Origin of the sequence: Natrinema longum (genome assembly GCF_017352095.1) — an archaeon.
Lineage (GTDB): Archaea > Halobacteriota > Halobacteria > Halobacteriales > Natrialbaceae > Natrinema > Natrinema longum.
Genome location: NZ_CP071463.1, coordinates 2,190,629 through 2,207,661, shown reverse-complemented (window position 1 = coordinate 2,207,661; position 17,033 = coordinate 2,190,629). Strand labels below are relative to the sequence as shown.

Below are 17,033 nucleotides of genomic sequence, written 5' to 3'. Positions count from 1 at the left end.
CTGGTCGGCGACTCCTACGTGGGACGGTGCGATGTGGCTCCTGCCTGCTACTGCTGTGGTGTTTGCTCCTCGTAGGGCTGGACGACGACGAATCCGTCCGAGCCCGTAAACTCGAGCTGGTAGGTTTCGTCGGAGGATTGGCCGATCATGTTCGAGAGGGCATTGTCGACGTGACTACCGGGAGTCGTCCCGCTCCAGGCGACGGTCGCGCTGGGATCGGTCCTGACGGGTGGTTCCAGGACGAGTGGCTCGCCGTGGGTCGTGATCGCGACGCTACCGGGTCCGACGAGCGAGACGTTCGTCAGTCCGCCAGCGGAGAAGCCAGCGATACTATTGATCGTCCGGATTTCGTAGTCGACCGACGACTCGAACGCGAGGACGTCGTTGCCGTTGACCGAAATCTCCTGTCCGGGATCGAGATCGAGCACCTGGATCTTCTTTTCTTGATCCGCGAGGTAGAGATGGCCAGTTCCGGTCGCCTCCATAACGGGCGTCCCCTCACTGGTCGCTTTCTCCTTGAGGAATCCCGTAATCCCGCCTTCGGCCGAGGACTTCCCCTCGAAGGAGATGTCCCCGTCGTAGGCGATCATCGATCCGGCTTTGGCGATGATGGTCCCGTCGAGGGTGATGTCGAGCAGTTTGCCGTTCTCGAGTTGAAACGTTTCGCCCCCATCCTTCGGTTCGTTCGCGGTAACGAATTCGTCGACGTTCATGGTATACCGAGCCGTGAGTCGGCTCTACCGGTCCTATTGGGGAAGTCAGGTGAAATAGTTGTTCATCTGCTAATTTCAGCTCGACGGGTACTGATCGACCGCGGTCACGTCCCGCTTCGAACGAAATCGGCCGCCTTCTCGGCGATCATCGTCGTCGGCGCATCCGTGTTGCCGCTCGGAATCGTCGGCATCACCGAGGCGTCGACGACGCGCAGTCCTTCGAGGCCGTGGACCCGAAGCCGGTCGTCGACGACGGCCATGTCGTCGTCGCCCATCTTGCAGGTGCCGACCGGGTGATACAGCGTTTCGGCGGTCTCGCGGATGTGTTCGATCAGTTCCTCGTCGGTCCGGACGTCCGATCCCGGCAGTAGCTCGGCCCCGCGATACTCGTCGAACGGCTCGGCCCGCAGGATCTCCCGAACCAGTTTGACACCCTCGAGCAACACCTCGAGGTCCGCCCCCTCGGTCAGGTACTGTGGATCGATGACCGGGTCGTCGAAGGGGTCGGCCGACGCGAGCGCGATCCGACCGCGGCTCTCCGGTCGCAGTCGAAGCACGTTCAGCGAGAACCCGTGGCCATCGGGGTTATCGAGCCCGTGTTCGACGAAGTGCGACGGGGCGAAGTGGAACTGAACGTCCGGGGTGTCGGCCGTCTCGGAGACGGTCGCGAACCCGCCGGCCTCCCCCACGTTCGAGGTCAGCGGCCCCCGCTTCAACAGCAAGAATGTGAGGAGGTTCCAGATCGAGTCCGCGTCCGCGAGGCTGATCGGTCGTTCGCACTCGTAGCCGACGCCGGCCTGCAGGTGATCCTGCAGGTTTCGACCGACGCCCGGGTGGTCCGCGACGACGGGGATGTCGTGTTCCGCGAGGTGGTCGGCCGGACCGATACCGGAGAGCAACAGTAACTGGGGCGAGTTGACGGCCCCGGCCGAGAGGATGACCTCCTGGGCTGCGTCGACCGTCGCCGGACCCCCGTCGGCATCGGTGCGAGCGTACTCGACGCCGACTGCCACCTGGCCGTCGAATCGGATTCGGGTCGCCTGTGCCCCCGTCTCCGCAGTCAGGTTCGGGCGGTCCAGTACGGGCTTCAGGTAGGCGTCGGCACCGCTGTGGCGACGACCATCCTCCTGTGTCACCTGATAGAGCCCGACGCCCGCCTGGTCGCCCGCGTTGAAGTCCGCGTTGTGTGGCAGTCCCGCCGCTTGCCCGGCCGCGACGAACGCCTCGCTGAGTTCGTTCGGCGACTGGGGATCCGCCACGTTCCGCGGCCCGCTGATCGCGTGATAGTCCGAGGGGCCGCGCTCGTTGTGTTCGGCCCGCATGAAGTACGGCAGCACGTCTTCGTACCCCCACCCCTCGTTGCCCAGCTCCGCCCAGTGGTCGTAGTCCGCGGGCTGGCCGCGGATGTAGATCATCGCGTTGATCGAACTCGAGCCCCCGAGGGTCTTCCCGCGGGGCCAGTAGAGGTCCCTGTCGTGAAGTTCCGACTGCGCCTCGGTGTGATAGTTCCAGTCGACGGTCGACTGGAACAGCTCCGAGAACGCCGCCGGAATCCCGATTTTGCGCTCCGTATCGGGTTCCCCGGCCTCGAGCAACAGCACGTCCGTCTCGGCGTCGGCCGACAACCGGTTCGCGAGGACACAGCCTGCCGGCCCCGCACCGACGATGACGTAATCGTACGTCTGCCCTGATACTGTCATGGTATCTCACACCATATCACGGAACGTTCATAAACGTTCCAAAAGGATTCGGACCAGTAGTCTCGAGACGGCGTCCCCGTCGAACGCTCGAGACCGGGTTCCCTCGGGGATCACCTCGCGGCGAAAGAGCAATCGAAAAGCGCGCCACAGGGGGTGATCGCTCCGGACGGGCGTCGGCAGTCGAGCGGGTACCGGGCGTGACTCGTCGGTTTCGACGACTGTCCCCGACCACCGATCCATGGTCGTTGACAAACATTTACCTCCGGCGGGAGTATACCTCTAGTATGGTCGAATCCCTCGTGGGGAACGTGCCGCTCCTGCTGTTGGTGGCGGGGCTCGTGTTGATGGTACTGGAGGCGATTTCGCCCGGAGCCCACCTCATCGTCATCGGCATCGCGCTGGTTGGGGCCGGCCTCATCGGCGTCCTCTTTCCGCCCGCAGCGAACGTCCTCGTACTGGCGGCGCTGACGCTCGGTATCGGGATGGTCGCGGCCTACATCTACCGGGAGTTCGACTTCTACGGCGGGAAGGGGACCGCTCAGACGACGGATTCGGATTCGCTGTCCGGCAAGACGGGGTACGTCACCGAACCCGTCACGACCCGCAGCGGCGAGGTCAAACTCGACGAGGGCGGGTTCGCTCCCTACTACAGCGCGCGGACGACCAGCGGCACGATCGAGGAAGGCGAGGAGGTCATCGTCCTCGATCCGGGCGGCGGAAACGTGCTCACGGTCGAATCCCTCGACGCGCTCGGCGAAGACGAGATCGATCGCGCGCTCGCACGCGATGCGGCAGCACGGAGCGAGCGAGACGAATCGGATCGCGACGACGACGGATCGATACCCGGGATCGACACCGAGCGGGAAACCGAGAAATCGAGCTAAGGACACCCAGCCGTGCCGACGAGTCCACTCCGGCCGCGCCCGTCGGCTTGAGCCCCACAGCGGGGACGGGCTCGAGTGCGCGGTCGACACGGTGACACGGGGGCCTGCTGTGCTACCGGACGACATATGTCGCCGAAACAAGGGAACGTTTTTCTCCCCACCGCCGTAAGTCCGAAATATGGTGGTACAACTGTTCCCGATGCAAACCGTCGGCGGTGCCGTGCTGCTCGTCGGTGCCCTCGCCCTCGTCGTCGTCGTCGCCGCGCTGTTGAGCGCGATCGAGATCGTCGACGCCTACGAAAAACGAACCCTGACCGTCTTCGGCGAGTACCGCAAACTGCTCGATCCGGGGATCAACTTCGTCCCGCCGTTCGTCTCGAACACCTATCGGTTCGACATGCGAACGCAGACGCTGGACGTGCCACGACAGGAAGCGATTACCCGCGACAACTCGCCGGTGACGGCCGACGCCGTCGTCTACATCAAGGTGATGGACGCCAAGAAGGCGTTCCTCCAGGTCGACGACTACAAGCGTGCCGTCTCGAACCTCGCCCAGACGACGCTGCGTGCCGTGCTGGGTGACATGGAACTCGACGACACGCTGAACAAGCGCCAGGAGATCAACGCCCGCATCCGCGAGGAACTCGACGAACCCACCGACGAGTGGGGGATTCGCGTCGAATCGGTCGAAGTCCGCGAGGTCAACCCCTCCAAGGACGTCCAGCGTGCGATGGAGCAACAGACCTCCGCCGAGCGGAAACGCCGTGCCATGATCCTCGAGGCACAGGGTGAACGCCGCAGCGCCGTCGAGAAGGCCGAAGGTGACAAACAAAGCGAGATCATCCGTGCCCAGGGTGAAAAACAGAGCCAGATCCTGGAAGCACAGGGTGACGCGATCTCGACGGTCCTGCGTGCCCGCTCGGCCGAATCGATGGGCGAACGCGCCGTCATCGACAAGGGGATGGAGACGCTCGCCGACATCGGCCAGGGCGAGTCGACGACGTTCGTCATGCCCCAGGAACTCACCTCGCTGGTCGGGCGCTACGGCAAGCACCTCTCGGGCAGCGACGTCGAGGCGGACGGCCAGGAACTCGAGAGTCGCGAGTTCGACGACGAGACGCGCGAACTGATCGGCCTGGACGACATCGCCGAGATCATCGGCGAGATCGACCAGGAAGCCGATATGGACGTCGAAGCGATGGAGCAAGAAGCCCAGGCGATCAAGGAGGGCAAGGACCCCGCGGAGATCTCCGATCCCGACGAGGTCATCGAGGAGATGGATCAGGACTTCCAGAGCCAGGCCGACGGCGGGACCGACATCCCGGTCGACGAGACGGACGCCGACAACCCCTCGACCGGCGAGTAACGAGTCTTCGCCCTCCCGACCGACTCGTCCCGCTCCCCTTCGCTCGCCGGACTTCACGTAGGCCGACCCGAGATGTGGCCGCAAGAACGCGAGGGTTCCGGCTCGGGACACTGACCGGGGACGACTCGCTGTATCACGGGGCTCGTATTGAATTCGTAACCAGTCGTATTCGGTGAACAAAGCGGAGCGAAACCTGTTTTACGGGTCGTGCCCTTGTAGACGGTAGGTAGAAATGACGAAGCCCGATGGGGTCGACGACGAGAAACGCGCGACCCTGCGCCGATTCGCCGCCCTCGGTGCCGCCTCCCCGCTGGTCGGCCGCGCCGACGCAGCGGCGGCTGACACGGGCGAGAGCGACGCGCGCGATGCGATCGCGGGCTATCTCTCCACGACGCCCGGCGCGCACTTCTCGAAGATCCGTGACGACCTGCAACTCGGGACCGGCGAAACCCAACACCACCTCCGCCGCCTCGAGGAACTCGACGCCATCGAGCGGTACCGCGACGGCGACTACAAGCGGTTCGTCACGGCCGATCGGTTCGACGAGTTCGAAAAGCGAGCGCTTGGCTATCTCCGCCGGGAAACGCCCCGCGGCATGCTGATCGAACTGCTCTTGCAGTCGGACGCGACTGCCGGCGACCTCGCCGAGGCGCTGGACGTCTCGGCACCGACGGTGAGCAAGTACGCCGGTCAACTCGAGGACGCCGGCTTGCTCTCCCGGGAAGACGGCTACGCGGTCGAGCGACCGGAGACCGTGTTGGTCCTGGTCGTCCGCCACGCGGACTCGTTTGGCGACCGCGCGCAGACGCTCGCCAAAGACGCGGACCAGTTCCTCGAGTACCAGGGGTAAGTGACCGTTACTCGAGGGAAAGCGGTTTCCGTCCGGCCGACGCCGATTCTGGCGATTCGATCAGCGGCGGCAGTTCGGCCAACGACTCGAGTTCGTAGGTCGCGTCCGCCGGCAGTTCGTGGTCGCGATTGTGCGACCGCCGGAGGAAAGCGGTCTCGAGGCCGGCCGCTCGGCCGGCCGTGACGTCTTTCGGGGAATCGCCGACGTAGAGTCCGTCGGTGACGCCGAGGGCCGCGAGCGCGTCCTCGATGTAGTAGGGATCCGGCTTGCGCCGGTCGTACCCCTCGAACGTCGGCGCTCGCCCCCGAACGACGTCGAAATCGATTCCGACGAACCCCGCGACGAATGCCGCGGTTTCGTGACGATTGTTGGTGACGAGCCCGATCCGCGTCCGTTCGGCGAGATCGCGAATCGCGTCGATGTCGTTGTAGGTGGCACGCTCGCCCGATCGAAGGCGATCGTGGGTCCCACTCGAGGCGTAGCTCTCTTTCAGTTCCCAGAACCGGGCGGGATCGATCCCGAGTTCCGCACACCGCGTCCGGATCAGTTCGTGGTCGTGCGTTCTGCAGTCGCGACGCTGGGCCGGCGTCGGATCGGCCTCGAGCGCGGCGAGCGCGGCGTCCGCGGCGTCGGCGTACACCTGCGGGTCCGTTCGCGGGCCCTCGAGGACGACGCCGTCCATATCGAATAGTATCACCGTCATTCAGCGACGATGTAGGGAGCGCCGAACCAAAGGGTGTTCGGCGCGCGATAGTAGTCACGTCGTTACGATCAGTAAAAGACGACGTCGCCGGACTCGTGTCGCGCCAGTCCCATCAACAGTTTACTTTCCAGGTGGTACTCGAGGAATACCCCCATTTTTCGATCTCGACATCGTAGTCGCCCTCCTGAAGCGCGGTGATGTTCGAGCCGACCTCTTTGGCCGTCATACCGAGCTCTTGGCCGATGAGGCGGGATTTGAAGTACGTCTTCGTCGCCGCGTTGTTCCGGAAGTACTCCAGAATCCGCTGTTGTTTGCTCGTGAGGTCGGGGGCCATTGCAGTGCTCATATTCGTCCAGATGACAGGAACACCCTTAGGGGGTTTGGTACGTGCGGTTAACCCGTCGCCTTCTTGCGGTTTTGCTGGCAAGTAATTCGGTACTAACTGGACGGAAAGGTTTCGTTGGTACGGCTGGTTAATATATGTATTCCGGCGAGTGTCTTTTGTTCGTGAACGTTTCCGGTCGACGGGGGCAGCGACTCGACTCGAACGGAGACGCGCGAGGAAAACCGCTCGCCATCGCGGACTGTTAGGGTTCCGTCTCGTAAGCCGTCGTTACCAAGGGGCCAAACGAACACGCAACTGCCTCGCCGAGCGCTCGCGTCCGATCGGTCAAGCCGTCGGTGAACACGCCGGCGGCTCCCGCCCCCGTAGCGACCCCCGTCGTTCCGAGTACGTCGTCCATCACCGGCCCCAACTCCGCACCGTCCGCGAGCCGCTCGGCGACGTGATCCGGAAGCCGAAGCGTCGGGCCGCCGCCTCGTTCCGTCCGCTCACCATCCGTGGCCACACCCCACATGATCAGTGACAGTCCCGGCGTCGCTCCGAGTCGGGCGACGCCGCCCTCGAGGCCGATCCCGTAGTCCGCGTCGGTCGCCGCGAGCGCTCGTCGCGCGCGGTTCTCGGCACCGGTGACGGTTTCCGCGATCGACCGTGGCTGTTCGTCGACACCGGAATCGACGTCGACCGCGGTTACGGTCGGCTCGTATCGCTCGAGGGTTCGCTCGACCGCATCGATCTTGACCGGATTCGTGCTGCCGACTGCGAGGTTCATACCGGCCGTTCGAACGGAACCGAGTTGGGACCTCCGTTTCGAAGCGAGATCGTCGGCCGGCTCGAATCCCGATCGGCCCGACTGTGCGGGCCGACCGTCGTCGTGAGCGATCGGTGACGGTTTCGTTCTATTCTTGAATGTTTCTATTTGTCATACTCGTTCGTCCGAATTATCCGTTTTCGGAGCATATTGGATCCGGATTCCGAAACCGTTAAACCTTGAGTCTCTGAACGTGGGAGGTAACGAATCCGTCCGGGCTTTTACGATCGGTTCGGCCGGGAGCACTTGCCATCGTATGACTAACGCACCATCGAATACGAGAGTACGACGTAGCGAACCCGAAACGAACGAACAGGAGACCGAAAGCGAGCAGGAGGATCTTGCCTGCCCCGAGTGTGCGGGTAACCTCGTCGTCGACGACGAACACGGTGAGACCGTCTGTGAGGACTGTGGCTTGGTCGTCGAGGAGGACTCGGTCGACCGCGGTCCCGAATGGCGCGCGTTCGACGCCGCCGAGAAAAACGAGAAGTCCCGCGTGGGCGCGCCGACGACGAACACGATGCACGACAAGGGCCTCTCGACCAACATCGACTGGCGCAACAAGGACGCCTACGGGAACTCCCTTGGCTCGCGTCAGCGCGAGAAGATGCAGCGCCTGCGCAAGTGGAACGAGCGCTTCCGCACCCGCGACTCCAAGGAGCGCAACCTCAAGCAGGCACTCGGCGAGATCGACCGGATGGCCTCCGCGCTGGGGCTGCCCACGAACGTCCGCGAGACGGCAAGCGTCATCTATCGACGCGCGCTCGACGAGGACCTCCTCCCCGGTCGCTCCATCGAGGGCGTCTCGACGGCGTGTGTCTACGCCGCCGCCCGGCAGGCTGGCGTCCCCCGGAGCCTCGACGAGATCGCCGACGTCTCCCGCGTCGAGAAAAACGAGATCGCCCGCACCTACCGCTACGTCGTCCGCGAACTCGGCCTCGAGGTCCAGCCGGCCGATCCCGAGAGCTACGTCCCCCGGTTCGCCTCGGGACTCGAACTCTCCGACGAGGCCGAGCACCGCGCGCGAAGCCTGCTCCAGAACGCCAAGGAGAAGGGCGTCCACTCGGGCAAGTCGCCGGTCGGCCTCGCAGCCGCCGCGGTCTACGCCGCCGCACTGCTGACCAACGAGAAGACCACGCAGGCCGCCGTCTCCGACGTCGCCGACATCTCCGAAGTCACCATCCGAAACCGCTACCACGAGCTCCTCGAGGCCGAGGAGACCATCGGGATGGCCTAACTCGGAACAACGACGACTGAAACTCGCCGGAACGATACCGTTTTTGCCACGCTCGTCCGCAGTGGGTAGCAATGGAACTTGACTTCGACTCGTTCGTACTCGCGGCGTCGACGGCGGACCTCTCCGAGGAACCCACGGCCCGCGAGCACGCGGACGCGATCGAGTTTCGAATGGACCTGACCGACGAGCCACTGGCCGCACTCGAGGCCTACGACGGCGAGCTCCCGCTCCTCGCGACGAATCGAGCCGACTGGGAGGGCGGTGACGCCGACGAGGACGGCCGACTCGAGGCGCTGACCGAAGCGACCGGGTTCGATGCCGTCGCCGCGATCGACGTCGAACTCGAGTCGATCGTGGACGGCGACGCCGAGGAGACCCTCGAGACGGCTCGCAACCGGGATGTCTCGATCGTCGCGTCGGCCCACGACTTCGAGGGGACGCCGCCTCGAACGGGGCTGGTCCGGACGCTGACGGAGGCGGGCAAGTACGCCGACGTCGCGAAACTGGCGGTGACTGCGGACTCGAAGGCCGATACGCTCGCGGTGTTGTCCGCGACCGAACAGCTGACGGCCCACGGCGACACGGTCGCGACGATGGCGATGGGCGACGTGGGGAGTCACACGCGTGCGGTCGCACCGGTGTACGGGTCGAAAATCGGCTACGCGCCCGTCGATCCCGCGGCGGCGACTGCACCGGGACAGTACGACCTCGAGACGCTCTCGGAACTGGTGACACGACTCGAGTGAGTCGAAAACGAGGAGAATCGGAATGTTAAGGGCAGGGGGCCCCTACCATCCCAGTACAATGACATGGCTCCGTGCGCTTCTCGCCGCCGGCCTGTCGGTGATCATGCCCGGTGCGGGCCACGTCCTCGTTCGTGACTGGCTCCGCGCTGCCCTTTTTGCCGGGCTCTTCCTCTCGGTGAGTGCCTTCTTTCTCCCGATCGATCAACTCACGGCGGCCGGTCCGATAACGAGTTACGACGAGGCCTTCGAGCAAGCGACGATCATGGCCGAAGAAACCGACGTGATGGCACAGTTCTTCCTCTCGTTTATCGCCCTGTTCGCCGCGGTCGATTCGGCCTTTCGCGCGCTGGGCTACCTGCCCGGCGGTAATACGGAGACGGACGAATCGACCTGCCCCGAGTGCGGGAAAGAAATCGACGAGGACCTCGCGTTCTGTCACTGGTGTACGACGCGACTCGAACCGGCAGAGCCCGAGGCAGAGACGAACGATATCTGAGGACGGTCTGCTGGAAGTCATCGACGGTACACCCCCAAGACAGGTCGCGGTTGCATCGGTACGGGAGACCGTACGAGCCGAGCGGGCGAGGAGCCGACGGGGACCGCTACTTCTCGATGATACTTTCTTCGACGGCTTCGCCGAAGTGGCGAGCCGTATCCTCGTAGTACAGCAACATCTCGTCGCCGGCCTCGAGGTCAGTCACCGCTTTGCGTCCGTCGGCGGTGGCGACCTTGATCGTCTCGGCGTTCTGGAGCAGGGTTTCGACGCGGTCGCCGTTCGCGGCCTCGAGGGCGATCCGGAACATCGGTCGCTGTTCGATCTTGACCCGACCGACGATGGCCTCGCGGGTGTTGCCCTGAAGATCGACGACCTGGACCTCGTCGCCGCTTTGCAGTTCCGAGAGGTACTTCGTCCCGCCGTCGGGCGTGCGGACGTAGGCGTGGACCGCGCCCGCGTTCACCCGGAAGGGACGGGAGGCGACGTACGGTGATTCCGCGGTTTCGCCGTGGACGAACACCAGCCCGCGGCTCATCGACCCCACGAGCATCCCCTCGTCGTGCTCGAGCAGGCTGCCGGTATCGACACAGACCCGGTCGGCACTGCCGGCCCGTTCGACGTCGAGTACCTCGGCGTACTCGAGATCGAGGCTCTCGCGGGCTGCCTCGTCCCGGACCTCGACCGTCTTTCGGATCTCGTCGGGATCGTCGGAGTCGAGCAAGACGGCATCGGAGCCGATCTCGAGGGTTTCGAACGCCGTCTTGGCCTCCTCGGCGCTGGTCACGCCCGCGACGAGGTCCGTCTCCTCGCCGATACGCGCGATCAGGTTTTCGAGGGGGATGATCGTCCAGTCCTCGCCGACGACGATCGTGTGGTCGGCTTCCTCGGCGGCGGTTTCCGCGAAGCGTTCGTACTCCGTGCCGAGAATGCGGACGTACGCGCCCCGGTCGAAGTCGCCGTCCCGTCGCAGCGTCGAGAGATCCGCCGAGCCCGAGAAGTCCTCGGGCAGGTCGATCGTCGCGTCGCCCTCGCCGTTTTTGCCGACGATAATCGCGTCGGCCTGCGAAGCAGGGTCGTCTTCGCTCTCGGCGTCGTCGACCAGGGTCACGTCGCCATCGGTTCGAAACGCCGCGACGTTGATGTCGCCCAGTTCGCGGACGCGTCCCACGTCGTCTTCGTCGACCAGTACCCAGTCTGCACCCGCTTCGAGCGCGGTGGTGATCCGCGCCCGGCGGTCGTTCCAGTCGCCGACGGTATCGTCGGCTTTCACCCAGACAGCTCGCGTCATGAATCGATCCTCGAAGGGGACCGGCTTGAACGTGGCGGATCGGGCAGGGCCGGCGGATCGATCGGTCCAACGGATCGACGGCAGCCGTTTCCGGGTCGTCGGGCCCGATACCGCCGGTCGAAAGCCGTAATAGAACAGATAGTACCAACACCCGCGATAGTAAGGATAGTACGGACACTTTCTCAGAAGTTGATAAGATATCTCCGGGCGATCGATCGAACATGGGTCAGCGTCACCTCGAGATGGATGCAGAACCGTCGATCGACCGCGCCGCCCGCCGTCTCGAGGCGGAGTCCACGGCCACGATCGCGCGAGCGGTCTACGATCACGCCGGCGAGCTGGCGGTCCTCGAGTACGGGCAGCCGGCTGCCATGCTGGGCGCGATCCGGCTCGCCGCTCGCCGGACCGGCGTCGGCGAACCGGACCGTGAACGGCTCGCGGCGGAGTTCGACGTCGATCCGGACCGCGTCGTCGCGGCCGACGAGTTGCAGTCGCGGTACCTGACGCCGCCCGCGGACGACGACGAGATCCGCCGGCTCCGGCGGCGGCTCATCGTGGCCAGAGAAGTGCTGGCCGCGGTCGAGCGCGGCCGTGGCGCTGGCCCCGAGCTGCCGGGCTCGCACCTCGCTGACGCCGCGCCCTTCCTGCTCGCACGCGCGAGCAGCCACCTCGATTCCCGCACCGACCGCGAGTTCCCGGGACTCGACGCGGCGGCGCTTCGAGACCACGTCGAGCGACTCGAGGCCGACCTCGAGTTCGCCCGGCTGGGGACGAAACTGTACAGGCTGGTTCACGAGGAGTGAACTGGCGACGCGTGTGCTGGCCGACCGCCGTTCGGACGGTCCGGTGTCACTGGGTCCCGACCCACCCACACAGCGGGTCCCGGTCTCACCGGCAAATCGGGACAGCAAACCGTCTCAGGATTCGGTATCGTCACCGATGAGTTTGTGCCGGAACGCCCGGTAGGCGTTTTCGCCTCGCTCGGTCAACTCGACCACGCGCCGGCGGCCGACCGACTCGATCGTGACGTAGCCGTCCTCGGCGAGAGGCTCGAGGACGTGGGTATCCAGCACGCGGAACGCGCCCTTGTCCTCGCCGGAGCGCTCGTCGGGCGAGCGGCGGTCGGCGATAAAAGAGAGGTCGTGGTCGCGCGCGTACTCGATGAGGTCTTTCTTCTTCGGCGGGGCCGTCCGATCGTCGTGAAATCCGTCCCACGCGGGCGGATCGGAGAGGAACTCCATGATCGCGACCTGGTCACGCGACGGCGACTCGATCGGATAGGTCGGGACCTCCTCGATCTCGTCGAGCCCGAACGAGACCGGTTCGTCGGTCCCGTCGTGGGCGTACTCCGCGGGCTCGACGTAATAGGCGTGTGCGTCAGTCGAGACGTCCATACACGCGATCGTCGCACCGATCGCCGGGATCGTCCCGGCCCCGGAGACGTTGACGTACACCTGATCGTCTGCGTGCTCGTCGGCGATCGTCGTCACGTCTCCGAGCACGGCGTAGACGTCCGTCAGATCGCACTCCCTGGTCCGAACCTCGGGGACGATCGACTCGAGTTCCGCGCGCAACTCCTCGTGGTACTCGGCGGCTGCCGTGGCGTTTCGCTCGGTCGTTCCGTTCCGCTCCCCTCCGTTGCCGTTCCTCCCCCTGCCGCCCACGCCGTCACCCTCGAGCAGATAGACGAGATCCGCCCGCTGGTCCCGGATCGGCTCGAAGATCCGATCGAACTCGTAGCCCAGCGGCACGACGTGGACTCGCTTGACGACCTCCATACGCCGAGAGGCGTGTCAATAAGAATAACTGCTACGGAATCGGTAGGCGACTCTATACAGAGGCTCGAGTCGGCCCCGATCGGCCGGCGAGGTCGGCTCCCCGGTCGAACAACCAGTCTGGCGGGATTGAACGGGACTTTCAGGCAGTTCTCGTCGGTGACGATACCCTCGTCTCGAGTGGGTAGGACCTCGGCGAAACGTTGAGAACGCCCCCGCCCCTACACGGAAACAGATGGCCGCCTACGACGCGATCTGTTTCGATCTGGATTCGACGCTCTGCGAATCGACCCAGGATGCCGCGAGCCTGCTCGAGTCGACCTTCGAGCGGGCCGGCTGTGACCCGTTCTGTACGCCGGCGGATCTGCGAGCCGCGGTGCCCGACCTGCCGACCGCCGAAACGGATCGGGAGTTCTACGAGCACCTCTTTACGGAAGTCACACGGCGGGCCGGCGTGGCTCCCGATCTCGCGCCGACGCTCGCGGCGAACTACCTCGACGTCCAGGAGCCGACCGCCGTCCGGTTCCGGCCCGGCGCGCAACCCGCACTCGAATACGCCCGCGAGCGTGCATCCGTCGCGCTCATCACGAACGGTGGCCGGAAGACACAAACCCGGAAACTCCGATCGCTGGGTATCGAGGACGCGTTCGACACCCACGTCTTCACGGAGCCAAGCGCGGGGATCCTCCCGAAACCGAACGCGGCCCCTTTCGAACGCGCACTCACCGACCTCGACGTGACGCCGGACGCGGCGATCCACGTCGGCGACTCGTTACACGCCGACATCGCAGGGGCCAACGCGATGGGCCTGGACTCGGCCTGGCTCGACACCGGCCGCGACGACGGCCCCAGCGAACACGAGCCGACCTACGAGCTCGCGTCGCTCGAGACCTTCGAAACGATCGTCTAGTGGCGGTTCGAACCCCTACTCGTCAGGCAGCAGATCCGTGTGAACGACGGCCCGATACTGGGTGTCCGTCCCTTCCTCGAGTCGCTTGAGCAGCGCCGCCGCGTTCGGGAAGCTCTCGGGGAGTTCGAACGAGTCCGACTCGTCCTCGTCGCGGTCTTTACAGCGCTTGACGAACTCGACCAGGACTTCGAGGGTCCCGCGACGGGCGTAGACGACGCCGATGTCTCGCTCGAGGGTCTCGCTCCAGGTCCCGATCACCGACGCGGCCGCGTTCTGGGGCCGTTGCAGCCGCTCGACGAGCGCGTCGGTATCGATATCGGGACCCTCCTCGCCCCCCACGTCGTCGATGACCGCCTGGAGTTCCTCGGGATCCGTCTCGGCGGGCGACCCGTCGCCGGCCGCCTCGAGCAACTCCCCGAAGGCCTCGACCTCCTCGCGGCGAACCGCGATCGGATAGACGAAGTCGTGGGTCTCCTTCGGGAGCGTGTACGATTTCCCCTCGATGCCCTGTTCGCCGGGGCCGGACGAACCCAGCATCAACTCGAGTATTCCCATACCTGACACAGGCATGGTGAGGCGAATAAGTGTTCCGCGCTCGACCCGTCGCTCGCCCGATTCGCGCACCGATCGCACTACCACTCGTCGCCGAGGGCCGCTTTCGCGCCGCCGTAGCCGCCGGCGGTCGTCCACGTCCGGCCGCTTTCCGCGTGCTCGACCTCGTAGGGGCCGCCACAGGCACCACAGCGGTACTGATCGGGCGATTTCACGGGCGTGGACGCACGGTGGCGCGTTGCCCGCCAGTCACAGCCGTCGGTGAGACACCGGAGGACGTATCGGGGCTCCGCGAACGCCTCGCAGTAGCGCGGGGCCTCGAGCGCGCCAGCCCGGTCGCGAAATCGCTCCCCGTGTCCGGACTCGCCGAAGTGCTGGAACTCCCAGGCGTGGACGAGTTCGTGGCGGACGATCCCCGCGAACTCGGGCCAGTCGTAGTGGTCGTACGCCCGGCGGGCGAGCACGATCGTCGCGACGCCGCTGTCCGCGTTCCACCTGCAAAGGCCCGCCCGGCGGCGCGCTCGCGGGGAGACCGTCCACTCGAGGGCCCCGAGGTCGACGGCCAGTTCGTACTCCTCGCGGACCTCACGGGCGTGAATCCGCGCGCGGGCGACGATCTCGTCTGCGAGCGTCAGCTCCTCGCCGTCGGTCACGGGCTCGTACTAGGTGGCTCCCGTCGAAATCGTTCCGATTCGGTCCCGTTCCGGGTGAGAAGCGGCGATGCACCAGACACGTTTTAATAACTTAGCCAGGTATTTTTGCTGCGATTAGTATAGAAAACGGCGTCTAATAGCAACTATATTAATAAGATCGAGGGACCGAGTTCGACGTACGATGCGTCAACACGAGTCGGCGCACGCTCACGACGACTCGCACGCAGGCGACGACCACAGCCACGGACGGGGGCACAGCCACGGCGGGGATTCGACGAGCAGTCGCAAACTCGCCGCCGTCTCGCTGATCAACGTCGTCGGCTTCCTCGTCGAACTCGCGGGCGGGCTGGCCTTTGGCTCCGTCGCGTTGATCAGCGACGCCGTCCACATGCTGTTCGACGCGCTGGCGTACGTGATGGCCTTCGCCGCCGCTCACGTCGCCGAACAGTACGGCGACGGCGAGCGCTGGTCGTACGGCCTCCACCGTCTCGAGCCGTTCGCCGCGTTCCTCAACGGGCTCCTCCTCTTGCCGATGGTCGGGTTCATCCTCTGGGAGGCCTATCAACGCTTCCTCGAGCCCGTCGCCATCGGTACCGGCCCGACGATCGCCATCGCGACGGGGGGCCTCCTCGTCAACGTCGGCTCGGTGTACGTCCTCCACGGCGACGCGATGAGCCTCAACGAGAAGGGTGCGTTCTACCACTTGCTCGGCGACGCCGGCGGCTCCGTCGCCGTCATCGTCTCCGTGCTCGCCATCGAGGTGACCGGCATCCGCGTCGTCGACCCGATCACCGCGGCGCTCATCGCCGCCGTGGTGACCTGGTCGGCGGTCACCGTCTTGCGCGGCAGCGGCGAGATTTTCTTCCTCAAGACGCCCCTCGAGAGCGCCGACGTTCGCTCCCACATTACCGGGATCGACGGCGTGGATCGAGTCGACGACTTCCACGCGTGGCAGATCTGCAGTCAGATCACGGTCGCGACGGTCCACCTCGAGACCGGCGTCGAGACGATGGCCGAGGCCGAATCGGTCGTCGCTCGCGTCCACGACGAACTCGCCCGCCACGGCGTCGATCACGCGACCGTCGAACTGAGTCCCCACTATGCGGACCGTGACGTGTATCTCGATACGCACTGCCACTGACCGCGAGGGGTATCGCGGACGCTACTGCGGTCGACAGCGAGAAGAGAAACGAAGGGCCTCAGGCCTCGAGTGCCAGCCCCGACTCGGCGAGTGCCTCGTCGGTCGAGAGGTCCTCGTGGACGACGCCGGCGACCGCCCGCGCGATGGCTTCCGGGTCCTCGTGCTGGAAGATCGATCGGCCCATCGAGACGCCGGCACCGCCGGCGTCCATCACGCCCCGGACCATCTCGATCGTCTCGCGGTCGGTGCCCTTCGAACCGCCGGCGATGACGACCGGCAGTCGGGTCGACTCGACGACGTGCTGGAAGCTCTCCGCGTCACCGCTGTAGCCCGTCTTGACGATGTCCGCGCCGAGTTCCTCGGCGAGTCGGACCGCGTGGCCCAGCGCTTCTGGGTCCGCCGAGTCGACGCCGGGACCGCGAGCGTAGGCCATCGCGAGCACCGGGATGCCGAACCGCTGTGCCTGCTCGGTGACCTCCGAGAGCTGGCTGATCTGGTCGGGTTCGTGGTCGGAGCCGACGTTGATGTGGAAGGAAACGGCGTCGGCACCCACTCGGATCGCCTCCTCGACGGTCCCGGTCATCCGTTTGTCCTGTTCGTCGGGTCCGATCGTCGTCGAGCCGTTGAGGTGGACGATGTACCCCTTCCCGTTCTTGTTGTCGTGGACGCGAGGTGCGACGCCCTTCTGCGTGAGGACGGCGTCCGCCCCGCCGCTGGTCACGCCGTCGATCGTCGATTCGATGTCTTTCAGTCCCTGGACCGCACCCATCGTGATGCCGTGGTCCATCGGGATGATCACGTACGATCCGTCTGTGCCGATTCGCTCGAGTCGTGCGTCAGTTCCTGTGGTCATTGCGGGAGTCTAACA

At 65.4% G+C, this 17,033-nt stretch carries 19 protein-coding genes; 9 read left to right on the top strand and 10 right to left on the bottom strand.

Annotation, left to right across the window (positions count from 1 at the left end):
- Positions 1-47: 47 nt before the first annotated feature.
- A complete protein-coding gene (locus J0X27_RS10860) occupies positions 48-713 on the bottom strand; it encodes an AIM24 family protein (RefSeq protein ID WP_207269215.1) in 666 nt (221 codons plus the stop codon).
- A gap of 104 nt (positions 714-817) precedes the next feature.
- On the bottom strand, positions 818-2,413 hold the full coding sequence (locus J0X27_RS10855) for a GMC family oxidoreductase (RefSeq protein ID WP_207269214.1): 1,596 nt from the start codon (positions 2,411-2,413) through the stop codon (positions 818-820).
- A gap of 284 nt (positions 2,414-2,697) precedes the next feature.
- Between J0X27_RS10855 and J0X27_RS10850 the strand changes: the two genes are divergently transcribed.
- The 3 genes from J0X27_RS10850 (at position 2,698) to J0X27_RS10840 (ending at position 5,513) form a co-directional block, all read left to right on the top strand.
- Positions 2,698-3,297: an NfeD family protein gene (locus J0X27_RS10850; RefSeq protein WP_207269213.1), complete on the top strand. Its 600-nt coding sequence runs from the start codon at positions 2,698-2,700 to the stop codon at positions 3,295-3,297.
- Between the two features lie 178 nt (positions 3,298-3,475).
- A complete protein-coding gene (locus J0X27_RS10845) occupies positions 3,476-4,663 on the top strand; it encodes an SPFH domain-containing protein (RefSeq protein ID WP_207269212.1) in 1,188 nt (395 codons plus the stop codon).
- Positions 4,664-4,895: 232 nt separating this feature from the next.
- Positions 4,896-5,513, top strand: coding sequence for a winged helix-turn-helix transcriptional regulator (locus tag J0X27_RS10840; RefSeq protein WP_097380617.1), 618 nt, complete (start codon positions 4,896-4,898; stop codon positions 5,511-5,513).
- Positions 5,514-5,520: 7 nt separating this feature from the next.
- On the opposite strand, the gene J0X27_RS10835 is transcribed toward J0X27_RS10840, so the two are convergent.
- From J0X27_RS10835 to J0X27_RS10825, 3 genes are all read right to left on the bottom strand, one after another.
- Positions 5,521-6,216, bottom strand: a complete 696-nt coding sequence (locus J0X27_RS10835) for an HAD family hydrolase (protein ID WP_207269211.1) — start codon at positions 6,214-6,216, stop codon at positions 5,521-5,523.
- A gap of 112 nt (positions 6,217-6,328) precedes the next feature.
- A complete protein-coding gene (locus J0X27_RS10830; protein WP_097380619.1) occupies positions 6,329-6,550 on the bottom strand; it encodes a DUF7123 family protein in 222 nt (73 codons plus the stop codon).
- Between the two features lie 253 nt (positions 6,551-6,803).
- Positions 6,804-7,328, bottom strand: a complete 525-nt coding sequence (locus J0X27_RS10825) for a DUF84 family protein (RefSeq protein ID WP_207269210.1) — start codon at positions 7,326-7,328, stop codon at positions 6,804-6,806.
- A 295-nt stretch (positions 7,329-7,623) separates the two neighbouring features.
- Here J0X27_RS10825 and J0X27_RS10820 point away from each other — a divergent pair, with 295 nt between their 5' ends.
- From J0X27_RS10820 to J0X27_RS10810, 3 genes are all read left to right on the top strand, one after another.
- Positions 7,624-8,604 (top strand): transcription initiation factor IIB, encoded by a 981-nt coding sequence (locus J0X27_RS10820; protein WP_097380621.1) that lies wholly within the window; start codon positions 7,624-7,626, stop codon positions 8,602-8,604.
- A gap of 71 nt (positions 8,605-8,675) precedes the next feature.
- Positions 8,676-9,350 carry a type I 3-dehydroquinate dehydratase gene (locus J0X27_RS10815; protein WP_207269209.1) on the top strand — a complete coding sequence of 225 codons (675 nt, stop codon included), beginning with the start codon at positions 8,676-8,678 and terminating at the stop codon, positions 9,348-9,350.
- A 58-nt stretch (positions 9,351-9,408) separates the two neighbouring features.
- Positions 9,409-9,846, top strand: coding sequence for a zinc ribbon domain-containing protein (locus J0X27_RS10810; protein ID WP_207269208.1), 438 nt, complete (start codon positions 9,409-9,411; stop codon positions 9,844-9,846).
- 106 nt (positions 9,847-9,952) lie between these two features.
- Here J0X27_RS10810 and J0X27_RS10805 read toward each other — a convergent pair whose 3' ends face one another.
- Complete coding sequence (locus J0X27_RS10805) at positions 9,953-11,134, bottom strand: 3-dehydroquinate synthase II (protein WP_207269207.1); 1,182 nt, start codon at positions 11,132-11,134, stop codon at positions 9,953-9,955.
- Between the two features lie 221 nt (positions 11,135-11,355).
- Here J0X27_RS10805 and J0X27_RS10800 point away from each other — a divergent pair, with 221 nt between their 5' ends.
- Positions 11,356-11,937 (top strand): hypothetical protein, encoded by a 582-nt coding sequence (locus tag J0X27_RS10800; RefSeq protein ID WP_207269206.1) that lies wholly within the window; start codon positions 11,356-11,358, stop codon positions 11,935-11,937.
- Between the two features lie 114 nt (positions 11,938-12,051).
- Here J0X27_RS10800 and J0X27_RS10795 read toward each other — a convergent pair whose 3' ends face one another.
- Positions 12,052-12,912, bottom strand: coding sequence for an HFX_2341 family transcriptional regulator domain-containing protein (locus J0X27_RS10795; RefSeq protein WP_207269205.1), 861 nt, complete (start codon positions 12,910-12,912; stop codon positions 12,052-12,054).
- A gap of 232 nt (positions 12,913-13,144) precedes the next feature.
- Between J0X27_RS10795 and J0X27_RS10790 the strand changes: the two genes are divergently transcribed.
- Positions 13,145-13,819, top strand: coding sequence for an HAD family hydrolase (locus J0X27_RS10790; RefSeq protein WP_207269204.1), 675 nt, complete (start codon positions 13,145-13,147; stop codon positions 13,817-13,819).
- A 15-nt stretch (positions 13,820-13,834) separates the two neighbouring features.
- On the opposite strand, the gene J0X27_RS10785 is transcribed toward J0X27_RS10790, so the two are convergent.
- Positions 13,835-14,374, bottom strand: coding sequence for a hypothetical protein (locus J0X27_RS10785; protein WP_207269203.1), 540 nt, complete (start codon positions 14,372-14,374; stop codon positions 13,835-13,837).
- Between the two features lie 77 nt (positions 14,375-14,451).
- A complete protein-coding gene (locus tag J0X27_RS10780) occupies positions 14,452-15,024 on the bottom strand; it encodes a SprT family zinc-dependent metalloprotease (RefSeq protein ID WP_207269202.1) in 573 nt (190 codons plus the stop codon).
- A 181-nt stretch (positions 15,025-15,205) separates the two neighbouring features.
- Between J0X27_RS10780 and J0X27_RS10775 the strand changes: the two genes are divergently transcribed.
- Complete coding sequence (locus J0X27_RS10775) at positions 15,206-16,165, top strand: cation diffusion facilitator family transporter (protein ID WP_207269201.1); 960 nt, start codon at positions 15,206-15,208, stop codon at positions 16,163-16,165.
- A 58-nt stretch (positions 16,166-16,223) separates the two neighbouring features.
- Here the strand turns inward: J0X27_RS10775 and J0X27_RS10770 are convergent, their stop codons facing one another.
- Positions 16,224-17,018, bottom strand: a complete 795-nt coding sequence (locus J0X27_RS10770) for a 2-amino-3,7-dideoxy-D-threo-hept-6-ulosonate synthase (protein WP_207269200.1) — start codon at positions 17,016-17,018, stop codon at positions 16,224-16,226.
- Positions 17,019-17,033 lie beyond the last annotated feature (15 nt).